Source organism: Streptomyces sp. NPDC002793, from assembly GCF_040295485.1.
Lineage (GTDB): Bacteria > Actinomycetota > Actinomycetes > Streptomycetales > Streptomycetaceae > Streptomyces.
Map to the genome: position 1 here is coordinate 19,986 of NZ_JBEOVL010000005.1, position 17,166 is coordinate 37,151.

Annotated in this window: 16 protein-coding genes, 5 tRNA genes and 1 pseudogene; 9 read left to right on the forward strand and 13 right to left on the reverse strand. The window is 70.9% G+C overall.

The genetic code is table 11. The features are described 5' to 3' along the window. Positions 1-159: 159 nt before the first annotated feature. The 3 genes and pseudogenes from ABT001_RS06265 to ABT001_RS06275 all read right to left on the reverse strand — a co-directional run bounded on the left by ABT001_RS06265 (position 160) and on the right by ABT001_RS06275 (position 1,720). Positions 160-1,317 carry a PP2C family protein-serine/threonine phosphatase gene (locus tag ABT001_RS06265; protein ID WP_351273137.1) on the reverse strand — a complete coding sequence of 386 codons (1,158 nt, stop codon included), beginning with the start codon at positions 1,315-1,317 and terminating at the stop codon, positions 160-162. 136 nt (positions 1,318-1,453) lie between these two features. Further along, positions 1,454-1,552 (reverse strand): annotated as a pseudogene (locus tag ABT001_RS06270) (MerR family transcriptional regulator); the annotation flags it as partial. A 94-nt stretch (positions 1,553-1,646) separates the two neighbouring features. After that, positions 1,647-1,720 (reverse strand) — tRNA-Met (locus ABT001_RS06275). A gap of 392 nt (positions 1,721-2,112) precedes the next feature. On the opposite strand from ABT001_RS06275, the gene ABT001_RS06280 reads away from it, so the two are divergent. The 3 genes from ABT001_RS06280 (at position 2,113) to ABT001_RS06290 (ending at position 4,175) form a co-directional block, all read left to right on the forward strand. Continuing rightward, on the forward strand, positions 2,113-3,498 hold the full coding sequence (locus ABT001_RS06280; protein ID WP_351273140.1) for an FAD-binding oxidoreductase: 1,386 nt from the start codon (positions 2,113-2,115) through the stop codon (positions 3,496-3,498). 206 nt (positions 3,499-3,704) lie between these two features. Beyond that, on the forward strand, positions 3,705-3,863 hold the full coding sequence (locus tag ABT001_RS06285) for a hypothetical protein (RefSeq protein ID WP_351273143.1): 159 nt from the start codon (positions 3,705-3,707) through the stop codon (positions 3,861-3,863). A 90-nt stretch (positions 3,864-3,953) separates the two neighbouring features. After that, entirely contained in the window at positions 3,954-4,175 is a 222-nt protein-coding gene (locus tag ABT001_RS06290; RefSeq protein ID WP_351273146.1) for a hypothetical protein, read from the forward strand. Positions 4,176-4,189: 14 nt separating this feature from the next. Here ABT001_RS06290 and ABT001_RS06295 read toward each other — a convergent pair whose 3' ends face one another. Continuing rightward, a complete protein-coding gene (locus ABT001_RS06295) occupies positions 4,190-5,530 on the reverse strand; it encodes an ABC transporter substrate-binding protein (protein WP_351273149.1) in 1,341 nt (446 codons plus the stop codon). A 383-nt stretch (positions 5,531-5,913) separates the two neighbouring features. On the opposite strand from ABT001_RS06295, the gene ABT001_RS06300 reads away from it, so the two are divergent. Both ABT001_RS06300 and ABT001_RS06305 read left to right on the forward strand, forming a co-directional pair. Next, entirely contained in the window at positions 5,914-6,369 is a 456-nt protein-coding gene (locus ABT001_RS06300) for a MarR family winged helix-turn-helix transcriptional regulator (RefSeq protein ID WP_351273152.1), read from the forward strand. 212 nt (positions 6,370-6,581) lie between these two features. After that, the gene (locus ABT001_RS06305) at positions 6,582-6,980 is read left to right on the forward strand and encodes a VOC family protein (RefSeq protein ID WP_351273154.1); all 399 of its coding nucleotides are present in this window, start codon (positions 6,582-6,584) and stop codon (positions 6,978-6,980) included. Between the two features lie 174 nt (positions 6,981-7,154). Here the strand turns inward: ABT001_RS06305 and ABT001_RS06310 are convergent. From ABT001_RS06310 to ABT001_RS06340, 7 genes are all read right to left on the reverse strand, one after another. Continuing rightward, positions 7,155-7,228, reverse strand: a tRNA-Lys gene (locus ABT001_RS06310). Between the two features lie 91 nt (positions 7,229-7,319). Continuing rightward, positions 7,320-8,879 carry an amino acid permease gene (locus tag ABT001_RS06315; protein ID WP_351273157.1) on the reverse strand — a complete coding sequence of 520 codons (1,560 nt, stop codon included), beginning with the start codon at positions 8,877-8,879 and terminating at the stop codon, positions 7,320-7,322. A gap of 103 nt (positions 8,880-8,982) precedes the next feature. After that, positions 8,983-11,268 (reverse strand): DEAD/DEAH box helicase, encoded by a 2,286-nt coding sequence (locus tag ABT001_RS06320; RefSeq protein WP_351273160.1) that lies wholly within the window; start codon positions 11,266-11,268, stop codon positions 8,983-8,985. Positions 11,269-11,465: 197 nt separating this feature from the next. After that, positions 11,466-12,047, reverse strand: coding sequence for a hypothetical protein (locus ABT001_RS06325; RefSeq protein WP_351273163.1), 582 nt, complete (start codon positions 12,045-12,047; stop codon positions 11,466-11,468). A 110-nt stretch (positions 12,048-12,157) separates the two neighbouring features. Then, entirely contained in the window at positions 12,158-12,538 is a 381-nt protein-coding gene (locus tag ABT001_RS06330; RefSeq protein WP_351273166.1) for a fluoride efflux transporter FluC, read from the reverse strand. Further along, positions 12,535-12,963: a fluoride efflux transporter FluC gene (locus ABT001_RS06335; protein ID WP_351273169.1), complete on the reverse strand. Its 429-nt coding sequence runs from the start codon at positions 12,961-12,963 to the stop codon at positions 12,535-12,537. Before ABT001_RS06335 ends, ABT001_RS06330 begins: the two co-directional genes overlap by 4 nt. Beyond that, complete coding sequence (locus tag ABT001_RS06340) at positions 12,960-13,313, reverse strand: metallopeptidase family protein (RefSeq protein ID WP_015578045.1); 354 nt, start codon at positions 13,311-13,313, stop codon at positions 12,960-12,962. The genes ABT001_RS06335 and ABT001_RS06340 overlap by 4 nt, the downstream gene beginning before the upstream one ends. Before the next feature lie 124 nt (positions 13,314-13,437). On the opposite strand from ABT001_RS06340, the gene ABT001_RS06345 reads away from it, so the two are divergent. The 4 genes from ABT001_RS06345 to ABT001_RS06360 all read left to right on the forward strand — a co-directional run bounded on the left by ABT001_RS06345 (position 13,438) and on the right by ABT001_RS06360 (position 15,336). Further along, positions 13,438-14,970, forward strand: coding sequence for a metallophosphoesterase family protein (locus tag ABT001_RS06345; RefSeq protein WP_351273172.1), 1,533 nt, complete (start codon positions 13,438-13,440; stop codon positions 14,968-14,970). An 80-nt stretch (positions 14,971-15,050) separates the two neighbouring features. Further along, positions 15,051-15,123: transfer RNA gene (locus ABT001_RS06350), tRNA-Glu, on the forward strand. A 39-nt stretch (positions 15,124-15,162) separates the two neighbouring features. Further along, positions 15,163-15,237 (forward strand) — tRNA-Asp (locus ABT001_RS06355). A 22-nt stretch (positions 15,238-15,259) separates the two neighbouring features. After that, positions 15,260-15,336, forward strand: a tRNA-Phe gene (locus ABT001_RS06360). 40 nt (positions 15,337-15,376) lie between these two features. On the opposite strand, the gene ABT001_RS06365 is transcribed toward ABT001_RS06360, so the two are convergent. Together ABT001_RS06365 and ABT001_RS06370 are read right to left on the reverse strand one after the other, a co-directional pair. Continuing rightward, positions 15,377-16,222: a cytochrome c biogenesis CcdA family protein gene (locus ABT001_RS06365; protein WP_351273175.1), complete on the reverse strand. Its 846-nt coding sequence runs from the start codon at positions 16,220-16,222 to the stop codon at positions 15,377-15,379. Then, positions 16,219-16,998: a DsbA family protein gene (locus tag ABT001_RS06370; RefSeq protein WP_351273178.1), complete on the reverse strand. Its 780-nt coding sequence runs from the start codon at positions 16,996-16,998 to the stop codon at positions 16,219-16,221. The genes ABT001_RS06365 and ABT001_RS06370 overlap by 4 nt, the downstream gene beginning before the upstream one ends. Positions 16,999-17,166: the final 168 nt, after the last annotated feature.

The following is a 17,166-nucleotide window of genomic DNA, read 5'->3' on the forward strand; positions in this document are numbered from 1 at the left end:
GCTGTTCCGGCAGATCATTCCCCGCTCCGGCGTGGACTTTCAGGGGTCAACCGGGCGCAAACGGGCCACTTGAGTGCCCCTCACCCACACGCCAGTTTCTGACGGTGCGTCAAATGTTATGCGGAGCGGGGTCCTTCGACTACCGACTGTCGCGACCGGTCATTCACTGTCCCGCCGCACGATCTTCACGGTCGTCCGCCGCTCCTGCTGCCCCCGCGCGGGACGCCCGACCGCGAGGAGCGCCAGGTCGTCCGTCGACCGGCCGCCGGTGTGCAGCCGTACGTCGTCGGTGAGAGCGGACAGCAGCTCCTCGGGCCCCGGGAAGAGTCGGCCACGCAGCCGGGCCGCCGGGTCGTAGAAGACACCGTGCGCGTCCCGCGCCTCGGACAGCCCGTCCGTGAACGCCAGGAACATCGCACCGGCCGGCAGCGTCCACTCGTCCGACCGGTCCGGCCACACACCCAGCCCCATCCCGAGCGGCAGCGCGGGCACGGTCGGCGACAGCACGTCCAGCGCCCCGTCCGCGTGCAGCACGAGCGGTTCGGGGTGACCGCGGTTGACCACCCGCACCGTGTCCGAACCGGTCGGGATCTCCGCGAGGACTGCGGTCACGAACCCCTCCACGGTGTCGAATCCGCCCCGCCGCGAGCCCTCACGGGCCAGCGCCCGCTCCAGCCGCTGGACCACGCCCTCCAGCGACAGCTCCTGTTCCGCGGCCTCCCGGAACGCCCCGATCACGACGGCCACGGCCGCCACGGCGTCCAGCCCCTTGCCCCGTACGTCACCGAGGACCAGGCGCACGCCGTACGGAGTGTCGGCGACGGCGTACAGGTCGCCGCCCACGAACTCGTCCGCCTGCGCCGCCTCGTACCTCGCGGCGACCTGCAGCCCGCCGATCCGGTCCTCGGGCGTCGGCAGCACCGCGCGCATCGCCGTCTCCGCGATGACCCGGGCCGAGGCCAGCTGCTCGTTCCCGCGGCGTACGACGCGGTTGATGACGAGCGAGAGCGCCGCGACGGTGCACAGGGTGAGGAGGTCGGTGAGCGGCACGACCGCGGCGAGCATGCCGTCCGAGATCCGGATGGCGAGCAGGACGAGGATCGAGGCCACACCGACCCGCACCGTGCCGGCCAGTGAGTAGAACGGGGCGGCGATCAGCGGAGCGGCCGCGAAGAGCGGCACGGCGGTGACCTCCGTCGGCGTCAGGAGGTCGAAGACCACCCCGGCGCAGATCATCAGCGCGGGCAGCGCGCGCACGGGCCGCCGGGAACGGACGTTCCCGGCCGCGCCCCCTCGCCGTCCGTCCCGCTTCCCCACCTGTGCACTCCTACCCGGTCCACCCACGGCTGCGGACGGTACCGCGCCCCACCCAGGCTGGCCGGAGCCGCGCCGAGCGGCGACCCGTCATCGGCCAAAGGGAGGAGTGCGCCGGAGCTCCGCCCTTCCGGGGCCAGTCGGAGAGCCGGTGCCGCGCGTAGATCGTCAGTGCATCCCGTACGGAGACGGCGGTCCCGTCTCCGTGCCGATCGTAGTTCCTTCCGCAGCGCGGATCGGGCGATGTCACATCGCGCCGACGCCGGCCCATACGAACGGGTCACACGACAGAGGCCCGGATCCTCGAAAGGATCCGGGCCTCTGTCTTCTAGTAGCGGGGACAGGATTTGAACCTGCGACCTCTGGGTTATGAGCCCAGCGAGCTACCGAGCTGCTCCACCCCGCGCCGTTGTGATTGCAACTCTACGGCATCCGGGAGGGTGCTCCGACCAATTACGACGGCCACCCCCGCCCACTCCCCCGGCGGGCGCCCCCACCGCCCCTGGGCGATGTACCAACAGGGCTCGCAGAAAGCAGAGTTGACGGGCTCGGTGACGTAGCAGCAGCCTTTCCCGCACTCCGGTCTCGCGTACCGCCTGTCTGGAAGGCCGGGATGCCCCGGGGGCGCGGCGTTCCGCGATTGCGCGGTACGGGGAGCGGCGCGACGCTGGAGGGGCAAGCCTTTCGGTGTTCGGTCCCGCCCGCACGGCATCCTCCGGGTGCCGGTGCCGGACCAGCAGCCTCACCCGATGCGACGGCGGCAGGGGAGGCCGGGCGCACGCGCGTCAGGAGACGGTCATGGACGGCGCCCTGCTCGACACGATGAGGACCTCTCTGCGCGGGCCGGTCATCGGCCCGGACGACCAGGAGTACGACCGGGCCCGCACGGTCTACAACGCCATGATCGACAAACGGCCGGCAGCCGTGGTCGAGTGCCGCGACACAGCGGACGTCATGGCAGCCGTGGGCTTCGTCCGCGAGCACGGCCTGGACCTGGCCGTCAGGGGCGGCGGGCACAGCGGCCCCGGTCTCGGCCTCTGTGACGACGCCGTCACGATCGACCTGTCACCCATGCGCGGCGTGCGGGTCGACCCGGCCACCCAGACCGTCCAGGCCGACGGCGGGGCGACGCTGGGTGATCTCGACCACGCGACCCACGCGTTCGGCCTCGCCACCCCGGCGGGGATCATGTCCACGACCGGCATCGGCGGGCTCACCCTCGGTGGCGGCCATGGCTATCTCACCCGTAAGTACGGCCTCTCGGCGGACAACCTGGTCTCCGCGGACGTGGTGCTGGCCGACGGCAGCTTCGTCGCCACGAACCCGAGCGAGCACCCCGACCTCTTCTGGGCGCTGCGCGGCGGTGGCGGGAACTTCGGCATCGTCACGTCGTTCGACTTCGAGCTGCACCCGGTGGACACGGTGGGGGTCGCCATCACCGTGTGGCCCCTGGAGCTCTTCCACGACGTCATGCGGTGGTACCGCGACTTCCTGCCGCAGGCACCGGACGATCTGTACGGCTTCTTCGCCTCGCTGACCGTCCCGCCAGGCCCGCCCTTCCCCGAGGAGATCCACGGGCGGAAGATGTGCGGCGTCGTCTGGTCCTCGACCGCGGACCCCGAAGCCCTGGGCGACACCCTCGCCGCGGTGAACGAGCCGGGGCCGCCCGCGTTCCACTTCACGACGCCGATGCCCTACCCGGCCCTGCAGTCCATGTTCGACGCACTGCTGCCGACCGGTCTCCAGTGGTACTGGCGCGGCGCCTTCTTCGACCGGATCACGGACGACGCCGTCGACGTGCATGCCTCCTTCGCGGAGAAGCTCCCCACCGACCTGTCGACCATGCACCTCTATCCGGTCGACGGTGCAGCCGGCCGGGTCGGCCCCGACGACACCGCCTGGGCCTACCGCGACGCCCTCTGGTCGGGCGTCATCGCCGGCATCGACCCGGACCCGTCCAACGCGACGGCACTGCGGGAGTGGGCCGTGGCCTACCGGGAGGCGCTGGACCCCCACTCCATGGGCGGCGGCTACGTGAACTTCCTCGGCACCGGCGAGTCCCACGACCGGGTCCGGGCCACCTATCGGGGCCACTACGACCGGCTGGCGGAGGCCAAGCGGGTCTACGACCCGCACAACCTCTTCCACGCAAACCAGAACATCGAGCCCGCGCCACCGCACTGACCGTCACGCCGAGGTCGCAATACCGAGGGAAAGCCGTGCCGGGAGGGTTACAGTCTGCATGCACCGCATGATGATTCCGGACGCCCCCGGAGCGGAGCGGCACCGGTGGCGGGAGTTCGCAGCCCCACCGGTCGCGACCGGTCCGCGATCACCGCAGCGACTCGGTCACGGGCTCTCACCGCACACCTACGTACAGGACACCCGAGATGACCGACATGCCTGCCCGCACGACCCAGCGGCACTCCGACAGCAGCGCCGGGACCGCGACCGCCGATGCGAACTCCGCGGCCCCGCTGCCCACACCGCAGTACGCGAACCTGTTCATCGAGCCCGATCTGCCGCCGGTCACGGACGAACCCGAATGACCGATCGGGCCGCCGTGGCCATCCCCTGGTGATCCCGCCCCTGGTGACCCGGCCCAGTGACCGGTCCGGCCGCACGGTCGTTGGGAGACCATGCGCATCCGTATCGGCGTGGTCGTCCTCGCAGTGGTCCTGCTGATCGCCGCGTTCATTTCGAGCATCCCGTCCGAGGCCGAGACCGAGGCGGCCTGCCGGAAGGCCCTCGACAACACGTCGACGTGGACCAACCGGCCGGACATCTGCCTGGACGTGTCCGCGGAGACCTACCGGACGTTCCTCCTGATGTACGAACTGCGGGAAGAGGGCCTGGACTGACCCGCGCGGCCGGCTCAGCCCTGCTGCTCCTTCCATTCCGCCTGGGCCTCGTCGAGGTCCTCGGCGAGCGTGTCCAGGAAGTCCTTGGCGCTGGTCCTGCCGAGCAGCACCTTCTGGAAGCCCGACTCGCTGTCGGCCTTCGACAGGTTGTTCCAGTCCGGCAGGTAGTAGGGCAGCTGGACGATCTTGGTGTCGCCGGAGAACAGCGCCTCGGCGCCGAGCCGGGTGGTCTCGGCCTTGTCGAGCCACGGGTCCCCGGCGGCCTCCTTGTTGGCAGGGATCAGGCCCGCGGACTCGCTGAACTTGGAGTTCGAGGCGTGCGACGCGGCGAACTCGATGAACTTCCAGGCAGCCGCCTTGTTCTCGGACGACTTGAGCAGCCCGAGGCCGGAGACCGGGTTGGAGACCATCACCCTGCTGCCGTCGGCCAGTTCGGGCTGCGGGATGCCGCGGAACTTCTCGACGCCCAACGAGCTCACGTGGTCCTGGTACGAGCCCAGGTTGTGGTTGAGCATGGCGATGCTGCCGGAGTCGAACTGGGCGACCATCTTCGTGAAGTCGTTGTTGAGATCGGCCTCCGGGGTGGCCTTCTTGTACAGGCCGGCGTACTTCTCCAGCGCCGCGACGTTCTTCGGGTCGTTGACCGTGGTCCTCGTCCCGGAGTCGTCCCAGAAGGAGTCGATGCCCGACTGCCCGTACATCACGTCCAGCGCCTGGGCGATGGAGCCCGGACCGCCGCGGATGGTGTAGCCGAACTGGTTCTTCTTCTTGTCCGTCAGCTTCGCCGCGGCCGCGTAGAACTCGTCCCAGGTGTCGGGCTCGCCCAGCCCGGCCTTCTCGAACAGGTCGGTGCGGTAGTACAGGACGCCGTTGGTGGCGGAGATCGGCACCGTGTACAGCTCGTCCCGGCCGGCCGCGCTCCGCAGGTTCTCGATCATCGCCTCGTTGAGCCTGCCCTTGAGGGAGCTCCCCTCGATCCGGTCGTCCAGCGGCTCCAGCGCGTCCTGAGCGGTGATCCCGGCGACCATCGCGGCACCCACACCGCCGACGTCCGGCAGCCCGCCGCCCTGGATGGCGGTGTCGTACTTGGACTGGGCCTCGGTGGAGGCGATGCCCACGTACTGCACGTCGATGTCCGGGTTGGCTTTCTCGAAGTCGGCGATGATCTCCTTCCAGATCGCCGTGCGGACACCGCCGTTCTCGTCCCAGAACACGATTTTCCCGGTGCCCGAGCCCTCGGCTCCCCCGGCGCCCGCCATACCGCTGCCGTCGTCACCGCAGGCGGTGACGGTGAGGGCCAGGGCGGAGACCAGGGATATCGCGGCGGCGAGACGGGTGTGACGAGGCTTGATCATGGTCGGCTCTCTTCTCTGAGTGCTCACCTGCGCGGCGTTGGCCAACGGGCCGCCGCAGCGTGAAGCCGTGGGGGATGGGGCGCTCGGCTCTCATATCGCGTCTCATATATGACATACGAAGGGCGACGCGAAGAACGTAAATTCGCCACTCACCCGCGGTCAATGCCCGTGCAGCGGAAAGTTCCCCCGCCACCCCGGAGGCCCCTCGGGCGCGAACGGAAATGGCATGAGCCACACTCGTTGCCTCATACACACAATGTGGTCTATGCACATTGCGATGAACATACGATGACGTCAGCACGCACGACGGCACGGCGACCGGCACGCACGACGGCACGACGACACACCGGCCTCGCCCGGCAGGAAGCAGGAGGTGCCCACGCATGAACAGGGCAACGCACGAGGTCGAGTACGAGCAGATGCTGCTCAGCCGTCACGGCCTGCTGAACCAGAGAAAGGGACGCCGCAAGGACGGCCTCCTGGAACGCAGCGCGTACATCCTGCTCAGCCGCATCCGCGTACAGGGGCCGATGTCCGTCGGCGAGCTCAGCGAAGCCTTCGACCTCGACGTCTCCACGCTCAACCGGCAGACCGCCGCGGTCATGCGCGCCGGTTTCGTGGAGCGGATCCCCGACCCGGACGGGGGCATGGCCCGCAAGTTCCGCATCACCGAGGAGGGCGCGAAGACCCTCGACGCGGAACGCGAGGGCATGATCAGCTCCCTGGAACGTGTCATGGCCGACTGGTCCGAGGAGGACATCTCCGCCTTCGCCGGCTATCTGCGTCGCTTCAACTCCGACATCGAACGCCTCGGCGGCCGCCACTGGCCGCGGCCCTGACGTCCGCCGCCGTCAGGAAACCCGGTCGACGGCGACAGCCGAATCACAGGCAGGGGTACGGACATCAAGTTCACCGGGCGGGCGGCCGGGGCGTCGAGCCCTGATCACGGACCGAGGCCGATACAGGGCGGCTTCTGTCCTGTATCCCTCCTAGCCTGCGACGTGCACGGGGCACAGCACGGACCGGCCCCGCACAGGCCAGGGAGAACACCATGAACTTCGTCTCGATCCGCATCATCACCGGTGACGTCGCGCGCCTCGTCACGTTCTACGAACAAGTCACCGGGGTACGGGCGACGTGGGCCACCGAGGACTTCGCCGAACTCAGGACCCCCGCCGCGACCCTCGCGATCGCCGGCACCCGCACCGTCCCGCTGTTCGCCCCGGGCTCCGCCCGCCCGGCGGCCAACGACAGCGTGATCACGGAGTTCCTCGTCGACGACGTGGACCAGGTGCACCGGAACCTGACGGCGACCGTCACCGACTTCGTGACCGAGCCGACCACGATGCCCTGGGGCAACCGATCCCTGCTGTTCCGCGACCCGGACGGCAACCTCGTCAACTTCTTCACGCCCGTCACCCCGGCGGCCGCCGAGAAGTTCGCACGCTGAGACGGGGCACGGTCACTCACACACGCCTGTCACCCACCCCACCCGCCGCGACCTCCACATGATGGGCGGCCCTGAGCAGATCAAGGGTATGGATACCGCCCGTCCCGTCGCCGGGGAAAACGTCGGGACCCCCGCTGACCAGGTCAACGGGGGTCCCTCGGGTGACGCTACCGGTAGGCCGTGTGGGACTCGAACCCACAACCAACGGATTAAAAGTCCGCTGCTCTGACCAATTGAGCTAACGGCCCGGGATGGATCACCCCCCGAGCATAGCTGCCCCGGGCCCGGCAGCCGATCGGGTATCGGGTGCCGGGCCCTGTCGGGCCCCGGGCCGGCCGGTCAGGCCGGGGCCCGGTCCGTGCTCGTGCGTTTGTGATCCGAGGTGGGCGGCTTGAGGAACCAGTGGCGCGCGGAGACCACCCACCAGATCGCGGCGAAGCCGAGCACCACCAGGACGGCCAGGGGTGCGTAGTTGAAGCTCTCCCAGGTGACCGGGGACACCTGGGGCAGCATGAAGAGCACCGTGATCACCGCGACCCAGGTCACCGCCACGATGCCGATGGGCCGGGACCACCGGCCGAGGTGCCAGGGGCCCCGGACGAAGTCGTCGCCCCGGAGCAGGCGGAGCAGCGTGGGGATGACGTAGGCGATGTAGAGGCCGATGACCGCGATGGACGTCACGGCGGCGTACGCGGTGACGTTGATGAGGTACGGGAGGCCGAGGGCCAGCGCGCCGAGTGCGGCCAGCCAGACCGCCGCGACGGGTGTGCGGGTGCGGGGGCTGACCGTGTGCCAGACGCGGGAGAAGGGCAGCGCTCCGTCGCGCGAGAACGCGTAGATCATGCGGCTGTTCGCGGTCACCGAGGCCATTCCGCAGAACAGCTGCGCACCGATCACGACGAGCAGCAGGAGCTTGCCCGTGGTCGCCCCCAGGGCGTCCAGGAGGATCTGGGCGGGCGGGGCACCGGTCGGGGAGTTCAGGGCGCCGTCGTACGACTGGATGGCGAAGGTGAAGCCCAGCAGGAGCACGAAGCCGGCGATCCAGGACGTCCAGATGGACTGCACGATGCCGCGCGGCCCCGCCACGGCGGCGTCGCGGGTCTCCTCCGTCATGTGGGCCGAGGCGTCGTAGCCGGTGAACGTGTACTGGGCCATGAGCAGGCCGATCATCACGACGTAGAAGCCGCTGCCCCAGCCGGTGTTGTTGACGAACTCGGTGAAGACGTACGACGCCGACTGGTGCGAGTCCGGTACGAAGGTGAGCGCGCCGACGATGACGGCGACCCCGAAGACGTGCCACCAGACGCTGACGTTGTTGAGTACGGCGACGATGCCGACGCCGAAGGTGTTCAGCAGGCCGTGCAGGACCAGGATCGCCGCGAAGAGCAGGATCGTACGGCCGGGAGTGACCTCGAAGCCGAACTGGAGGTTCAGGTACGCCCCGAGGAAGGACGCGGCCCCGAAGTCGATGCCGGCGGTGACGGCGACCTGGCCGAGCACGTTGAACCAGCCGGCGAACCAGGCCCACGCGGCGGCGGACCGGGGCGGCGCGAGGCGGTGGGCCCAGAAGTAGAGGCCTGCGGACGTCGGGTACGCCGAACAGATCTCGGCCATCGCCAGGCCGACGAACAGCGTCATCAGCCCGACACCGATCCATCCCCAGGTGATGACGGCGGGCCCGCCGGTGTTCATGCCGAACAGGTACAGCGTCAGGCAGCCGGAGAGCACCGAGATGATCGTGAACGAGACGGCGTAGTTGGAGAAGGCGGACATCCGGCGGGCCAGCACCTGGGTGTAGCCGAGTTCGGCGAGCCGTTCCTCGTCGGAGAGGGCGGCCGGAGGGCTGTCCCGCAGGGCGTCCGGAGGTGGCTCGGCGGCCACCGCTTCGTCGTTTGTCATGCCCCCAGCGATGCCCTCGGTGGCTCCCCGGAAACGCCCAGGGGCCCGTACGGCACCGAAGTGCCGTACGGGCCCCTGGGGCCGATCAGTGGGTCAGCCGGACTCAGCCGTTGCGCTTCCAGCGCGGCTTGTCGTCACGGCGGCCGAAGGTGCCGGTACCGGTACCCGTGCCGGTGCCACCACGGTGGTCGTCGCGGCGGCCGGTCGGACGGTCGCTGCCACCGGCGCGGAAGCCGCCCGAGGGACGGTCGTCACGACGGTCGCGGTTGAACGGACGGTCGCTGCCGCCGGCGCGGAAGCCACCGGACGGACGCTCGTCACGACGGTCACGGTTGAACGCGGGACGGTCGTTGTCACGGTTGAACGCCGGGCGGTCGTTGTCGCGGCGCTCGAAGGAACGGCCACCACGGTCGTCACGACGGTCGCCACCACCGGAACCACCCGAGCGGAAGCCACCGGACGGACGCTCGTCACGACGGTCACGGTTGAACGCCGGGCGGTCGTTGTCGCGGCGCTCGAAGGAACGGCCACCACGGTCGTCACGACGGTCGCCACCACCGGAACCACCCGAGCGGAAGCCACCGGACGGACGGTCGCTGCTGCCACGGAACGACGGACGGTCGTTGCTGCCCCGGTAGCCGCTGCCACCGGACGGGCGGCCACTGCGCTCGCCGACACGGTCGTTGCCACCACGGTATCCACCGCGGTCGCCACCACGGTCACCGCCGCGGTCGTCACGGCGGCCGTAGTTGCCCCGGTCGTCACGACGGTCGTCGCGCGCGGCCGGCTGCTCCGGCACGGACGCGGCGGCCAGCAGTGCGGCCTCGGCCTCGGCGGCGGCCTCGGCCACCGCTGCCTCCGGGTCGTCGCCCCGCTCGCGGGCGGCACGGGCGACCAGGCGGTCGGCCTCCTCGCGCAGCTCGACGGCGCGGCGCTGGACGCGCTCCAGCTGCTTGGTGAGGTCGGCTGCCTCGCGCTCGGCCTGCTTGGCCGCGTTGGTCGCGGAGTCGGCCTGGACCTCGGTCAGCGAACGGGCGCCGGTGATCTCGGCGACCTCCGGCTCGAAGACGCCCGCGCCCTGCACGATGTGACGCGAGGCGTCGACGCCCGCGTCCTCCATGAGGCGGAAGATCTGACGGCGCTGGTGCGGAAGCGCCAGCGACACGACGACGCCGGACTTGCCGGCACGGGCGGTACGGCCCGAGCGGTGCAGGTAGTCCTTGTGGTCGCCGGCCGGGTCCACGTTGAGGACCAGGTCGATGCCGTCGACGTGGATGCCGCGGGCGGCGACGTCGGTGGCGACCAGGGCGTTGACGAAGCCCTTCTTGAAGTCCTCGAGGACGCGGGTACGGGCGCCCTGGGTCATGCCACCGTGCAGCGCGTCGGCCTTCACGCCGGACTCGATGAGCTGCTCGGCGATGCGGTCGGCGCCCAGCTGGGTGCGGACGAAGATGATCGTGCGGCCCTTGCGGGCGGCGATCGCGGCCGTGACCGGCGCCTTGTCCTTCGGCTTCACGACGAGGACGTGGTGCGACATGGTCGAGACGTTGCCCTGGGCGCTGTCGACCTCGTGCGTGACCGGGTTGCTCAGGTAACGCTTGACGAGCGTGCCGATCTCGTTCTCCATGGTGGCGGAGAAGAGCATGCGCTGGCCGCCACCGGGGATCTGGTCGAGCAGCTCGGTGACCTCGGGCAGGAAGCCCAGGTCCGACATCTGGTCGGCCTCGTCGAGGACCGCGACCTGGACGTTCTCCAGGGAGCAGGCACCACGGTTGATGATGTCGCGCAGTCGGCCCGGGGTGGCGACGAGGACGTCGACACCACGCTCCAGCGCGTAGATCTGGTTGCCCATCGACGTACCGCCGCAGACGACCTTCATCTTCAGGCCGAGTACGTCGCCGTAGGGCTGCAGCGCGTCCGCGACCTGCATCGCGAGCTCACGGGTCGGCGTGAGGATGATCGCGCGGGGCTTCTTCTTCTCGGTGTGACCGCCGGCCAGGGAGGCCAGGGTCGGCAGACCGAAGGAGAGCGTCTTGCCGGAGCCGGTGCGACCACGGCCCAGGATGTCCTTGCCGGCCAGGGCGTCCGGGATGGTCGCGGCCTGGATCGGGAAGGGAGCCGTCACGCCGTTCTGCGCGAGCTTGCGGACGATGCCCTCGGGCAGTCCGAGCGAGGCGAACGTGACGGTCGGCTCGGCGTCCTCGGCGGGAACGTCCTCGGCCTCCACGGCGGGGGTCTCCGCGGTGGGAGCGTCCGCAGCGGGGGTCTCCGCGACAGGGGTCTCATCGACGGGTGCCTGGGCCACTACGGCCTCGGCCGCCTCGACGACCTCGATGCTCTCGACGACGTTCTCGGACACGACGGTGTTGTCAGAACTGGAAATTGACATGCGAAATGCGAAACCTTCCGGAGTCTCGGCACGCGCCCGTAACTCCGTGTTTTCGCAATTTCGACCGCCTCAATGCGGTCCAGCCACGGCAAGGGAGAGTACGCGCCACACGGCGCTCTTCTGTGTCGGCGCCGGGCATAGGATCAAACGATCTATAACCATACGCACCCTCCCCCCCTTCGCGCAAACCGGCCCGGTCACACCGGCGCGACCTGCGGTGATGCCCTCGGAGTGCGCCACACCTCGACGCGCTCCGGCGGCCCCATCGCATCCGTGCGGGACTGCGCGGCCGGCGAGGCGGAAGGCGGCTCGGGCGGCGGCGGGGACTCCGGCTCCGGAGGGGGCGGCGGCTCCTCCGGGGTGACCGGCGGGGGTGGGGGCGGCGGCTCGCCCGGCCCCGGGGCGCTGGGCTCCGGCTCCGGGAGCGGCAGTGGACCGCCCTGGGTCGGCTCCGGGGTGACGGGCGCCACAGGCACCCCGGGCGCCGGGCGGGCGTTCTCGGGGCCGGCCGACGGGGGACGCCCGGAGGCCCTGGCGTCCGGCTCACGTGAGGCGCCGCGGTCCGACTGCGCCTCGGCACGGCCCCCGCCGGAGCCGGTCCGGCCGGTGCCGGTCACCGTGCCGCCATGGGGCCGGGCCGACGCCCCCTTCGGGTCGGCGGAACGGGAAGGGGCCGGGCTCCCGGCCTCGTCGTCGCCGACGCTCACACAGCCTGTGGACGCGGCGATCGTCAGCGCGGTGACGGCTGCCCAGCGGACACGGGAGGACAACTGACGCACGGGGTGGCACCTCCGTGGAGGAGAGGAACAGCGGGACGGGAGAGCGCTGTGTCCAACTCCCCCGCCCCCGCCGGGGACACGCCCGGACACAACACCCGCACACGTGCCCGCTACCCGGGCCCCCCGAAGCCCCCCGCCAGCTCCACGCCCAGGAACGCCGCCCCCAGACCCACCAGCAGGGACGCCAGCACGTTGGCCCCGGCAAGGAAGCCGCGGCCCGTCTCGGCCAGCCGCAGGGTCTCGTACGAGAACGTCGAGTAGGTCGTCAGCGCCCCGCACAGGCCCGTGCCCAGCAGGGCGTACACCGGGGTGGACACCGCGGCCCCCGTGAGCACCCCGAGCAGCAGACTGCCCGCCGCGTTGACGGCGAAGGTCCCCCACGGGAACGCGTACGGCAGCACGGCACCGTGCCTCGTCTGCACCGCACGGTCCGTCAGATAGCGCAGTGGGGCCCCGACGGCCCCCCCGAGGACGACCAGCAGCCAGTTCACGCCGCCCGTCCCCGCCCGTCCACCAGCGCCCGGGTGAGCACGGCCGCCCCCCACACCGCACCGAGCGCGGCCACGGCGGTCGCCGCCATGTACGCCAGGGCCGTCACCGCCTCCTGACGCGCCAGCAGCTTCGACACATCGACGGCGTACGTCGAGAAGGTGGTGAACCCGCCGAGCACCCCGACCCCCAGGAACGGCTGCACCAGCGGGTGCGTGACCGTGCCCCGCTCCACCACCAGCACCATCAGTACGCCGATCAGGGCGCAGCCCGTCACGTTGACCGCGAAGACCGTCCAGGGGAACGCGCCCTCGGCGGCGGGCCACGCCAGCGACGCCGCGTAGCGGGCCACGGCCCCCAGGGCTCCGCCCGCCGCGATCACCGCCAGGATCCGGTACCGGCCGGGCCTCGGATCCCTGGTGCTCACCCGTACCCCAGCTCGTGCAGACGCTCGTCGTCGATGCCGAAGTGGTGGGCGATCTCGTGGACCACGGTGATCTCGGTCTCGGCGACCACGTCCTCGCGGGTCTCGCACATCCGCAGCGTCGGCCCCCGGTAGATGGTGATCCGGTCCGGCAGGACGCCCGCGTACCACTCACCGCGCTCGGTGAGCGGGGTGCCCTCGTAGAGTCCGAGCAGCTCCCGGTCCTCCGGGTCCTCCGGCTCCTCCTCCACGAACACCGCGACGTTGTCCATCAGCCGCATCAGCTCCGGCGGGACCCGGTCAAGAGCCAGGCTCACCAGCTCTTCGAACTCCTCGCGCGTCATCTCCAGCACCCCGCCATTGTCACGTACGCCGGGCCGGAACGGGCGGGCGTCACCCGCCCCGGCGGCCACCCGCCCGGCCCACGGCTCCTCGCCCGCCCGCATGTCGACGGCCCGATCGGGGCATACGCGCCCAATGGCACGCCCGTTCCACGCCGCAGCCGCCCGTGTCCGCCTCCGCCGCTCCCGCCCGCGCGCCACCGCCCCCTCCGGCGGCCTCGTCCCCGCCGCGCACCCGTGGAAGCGGGCGTCCGGCCTGCTGGCCGTGGTCGTCCTGGGCGCCTGGCTCGGGCTGCTGGTCGTCGGCAGCGTGCGTACGCCGGTGGGCCCCATGGACACCACCATGACCCTGCGGCCTTCGGTGAGCGGCGGCACCAAGATCAACGTGTCCCCGCTGGGAGCCCTGGAGCTGGACTCCCACCACGCCCCGGCCCGCCTGGACGTGGACGTCGACCAGCTGGACCCCGAGCGCTCGCAGGCCCTGGTCAAACACCCCGAACGTCTCTCCGGTCTCCAGGACGAGGTCACCGACGACGTCGCCTCCGGCACCCGGGAGCTGGCCGTCCGCTCCTGCGTGGCCGTGGTCTCCGGCGCCACCGCCCTCGGTCTGCTCGTCTACCGGCGCCCGCACCGCGCGCTGGCGGCGGGAGGCCTCGCCCTGGTGCTGCTGGCCGCCTCGGGCGTCAGCGCGTACGCCACGTGGAACCCGAAGTCCGTCCTGGAGCCGAAGTTCTCCGGACTCCTCTCCAGCGCCCCCTCGGTCGTCGGTGACGCCCGCTCGATCGTCACCGAGTTCGACGTCTACCAGCAGGAACTGGCACGGCTCGTCACCAACGTCACCAAGCTGTACGACGCCACGTCCACCCTCCCCGTGTACCAGCCGGACCCGGCGACCATCCGGGCCCTGCACGTGTCCGACATCCATCTCAACCCCGCCGCCTGGCACATCATCGAGTCGCTCGTCGAGCAGTACGAGATCGACGTGATCATCGACTCCGGCGACACGATGGACCACGGCACGGCCGCCGAGAACGGCTTCCTGGACCCCGTCCGCGACCTCGGAGCGCCGTACGTGTGGGTACGGGGCAACCACGACTCCGAGGAGACCCAGGCCCATCTGCGGAAGACCAGGAACGCCCACGTCCTGGACCAGGGCGGCGCGGTGGACGTCGCCGGGCTGCGGATCGCCGGCACGGGTGACCCGCAGTTCACCCCGGACCGCTCCCGCCCCACCGGCGGCAAGGCATCCGAGCAGCTCGCCGGCGCGCGGCTCGCCTCGGCACTGCGCGACCAGAAGCGGGCGGGCACCCCGGTGGACATCGCGGTGGCCCACGACCCGGACGCGGCCCGCGAGACGGACGGCACGGTCCCGCTGGTCCTGGCCGGCCATGTGCACCACCGGGTGAACGAACTGCTGCCGCTGGGCACGCGGCTGAAGGTCGAGGGCTCCACGGGCGGCGGCGGGCTGCGCGCCGTGCAGAACGAGAAGCCGGAGAAGGTGCGTGCCTCGGTGCTCTACCTGGACCGCACCACCCGGCGCCTGCAGGCCTGGGACGAGATCACCCTGGGCGGTCTCGGGCTGACGACGGCCGAGGTCAGCCGGCATCTCCCGGAGGAGAACCTGAAGAGTCCGTCCCCCTCCCTGAGCGGCTCGACGACCTCCCCGTAAACCGTTTTGGCGATACCTCCCTGCATCCCATATGCTTCTCACGTCCCCGACGCGCTGGAAAGCGCGCAGGTGGGCCCTTAGCCCTCATCGTCTAGTGGCCCAGGACGCCGCCCTTTCAAGGCGGTAGCACGGGTTCGAATCCCGTTGGGGGCACGCTTTACGGTGTGCGAGACTTGTCTCGCACATTAGCTAGGTCCTGTGGAGCAGTTTGGAGTGCTCGCCACCCTGTCAAGGTGGAGGCCGCGGGTTCAAATCCCGTCAGGACCGCTGCAGCCCGTACGAGCTGCGTGGCTGGGTAGCTCAGTTGGTACGAGCGATCGCCTGAAAAGCGATAGGTCGCCGGTTCGATCCCGGCCCCAGCCACCACCCGGAAGCCCCGTCCGACGGACGGGGCTTCCGTCGTTCCTCAGGCCGCTTCCTCTTCCTTCCGCCCGGTGCGCCGCCGCCACAGCTGCAGACCGAGGACCAGCAGCCCCACCGCCGCCACCGCTCCCAGTGCCAGGGCGTCCGGCACCCGCTCACCGAGGCGCTGCGCCCACTGCTCGACGGCGAACGAGTCGTCCACGTCCAGGAGTCCGGGCAGCGCGGTCGTCCCGTCGTACACGAGGAAGAGCACCCCGAGCCCGATGAAGAAGAGGCCGGAGAGCAGCGAGGTGCTGTGCAGTTCGAAACGGCCGACCCGCAGCGGCCTGCCGCGCAGCCAGGCCCGTCGTCCGAGGTCGAAGCGTTCCCAGAGGAGCGCGAGCACGAACAGCGGAACGGCCATCCCCAGGGCGTAGACGGCGAGCAGCAGTCCGCCGTAGACGGGGCTGCCGCTGACGGCCGCCACCGTGAGGACACTGCCGAGGATCGGGCCCGCGCAGAAGCCGGCCAGCCCGTAGACCGCCCCCAGGGCGTAGACGGAGAGGGCGGTGGTGGGCCGGATCCGGCCGCTGACGGCGGCGAGCCGCCGGGAGGCGAAGCCCAGCCCGACGATCTGGGCGATGCCGAGCCCGATGATCAGCCAGCCGGCACCGAGGACGAGGGCGTCACGGTGCCCGTAGAAGAGCCGTCCGGCGTACGAGCCGGCGGCGCCGAGCGGGACCAGTGTGGTGGCGAGACCGGCGTAGAAGATGCCCGTACGCGCCAGCAGCCGTGAGGCGGAGTCGACGGAGTACGCGAAGAAGGCCGGCAGCAGCAGGGCGCTGCACGGGCTGACCAGGGCGAGGAGCCCGCCGAGCAGGGCGGCGAAGTAACCGAGTTCCGGGGTCACTTCGCGGGGTCCCCGGCGCTTCCGACGTTCGCTTCCTCCGCCGCCGCGGCCTCGATGGCCTCGGTGAACACGGCCATCGGCTGGGCTCCGGCCAGGGGGCGGCCGTTGATGAGGAAGGACGGTGTGGACGTGGCGCCGATGCCGTACGCCTGTTCCTGGTCCTTGGCGACCGCTGCCGCTGCCGCCGGGCTGTCGGTGTCGCGCGCGAACCGGGCGAGGTCCTTCACCCCGGCCTGCCGGGCGAGCTCCCTGAGCCGGTCCTCACCGAAGCCCTTCTCCTTGGCGCCCTCGGCGTAGGCGGCCCGGTGGAAGGCCCAGAAGCGGTCCTGCTGCCCGGCCGCCCAGGAGGCGCGGGCGGCGGCCTCGGACTCCTTGCCGAAGATCGGGAAGTTGCGCCACTCGATGCGCAGGGTGCCGTCGTCGACGTACTGCTCGATGAGTTCGGGTTCGGTGTCCCGGGCGAACTTCCCGCAGTAGCCGCACAGGAAGTCGGCGTACTCGATGAGGACGACGGGGGCGTCGGTGCGGCCCTGTGCCAGTTTGTCGTCGGCGTCGCGGCGGGCCAGTCCGGCCAGCTCCCGGTGGACGTCGGAGTCCGGCCCGGTGGTCGTGGCGGCTGCCGGGGCGTCGGTGGCGGGCTCGTCCGGGGCCGTCGCCCGGTACGACACGAAGCCGAGCATCCCGGCGGCGAGGACGACGACGAGGCCGAAAAGCATCGGTTTTCTGCTGGAGGACGGCTTCTTCGCGGAGGGCGAGGGGCGGGTGGGCGTGGGCATACGGCGCTCCGTGCGGGGGGGGGCGAGCGGGGTGTGCGGGCGGAGGCGTGGGGCGGCCTCGGACGGGGAACGGGTGATCAGTTGCCCGGAATGCTACGTCCTGCGCTCCGCCCTCCCACCCGGTCCCCGACACCACGGCACGCCCCTCACGGAGCGGTGTGACACGGC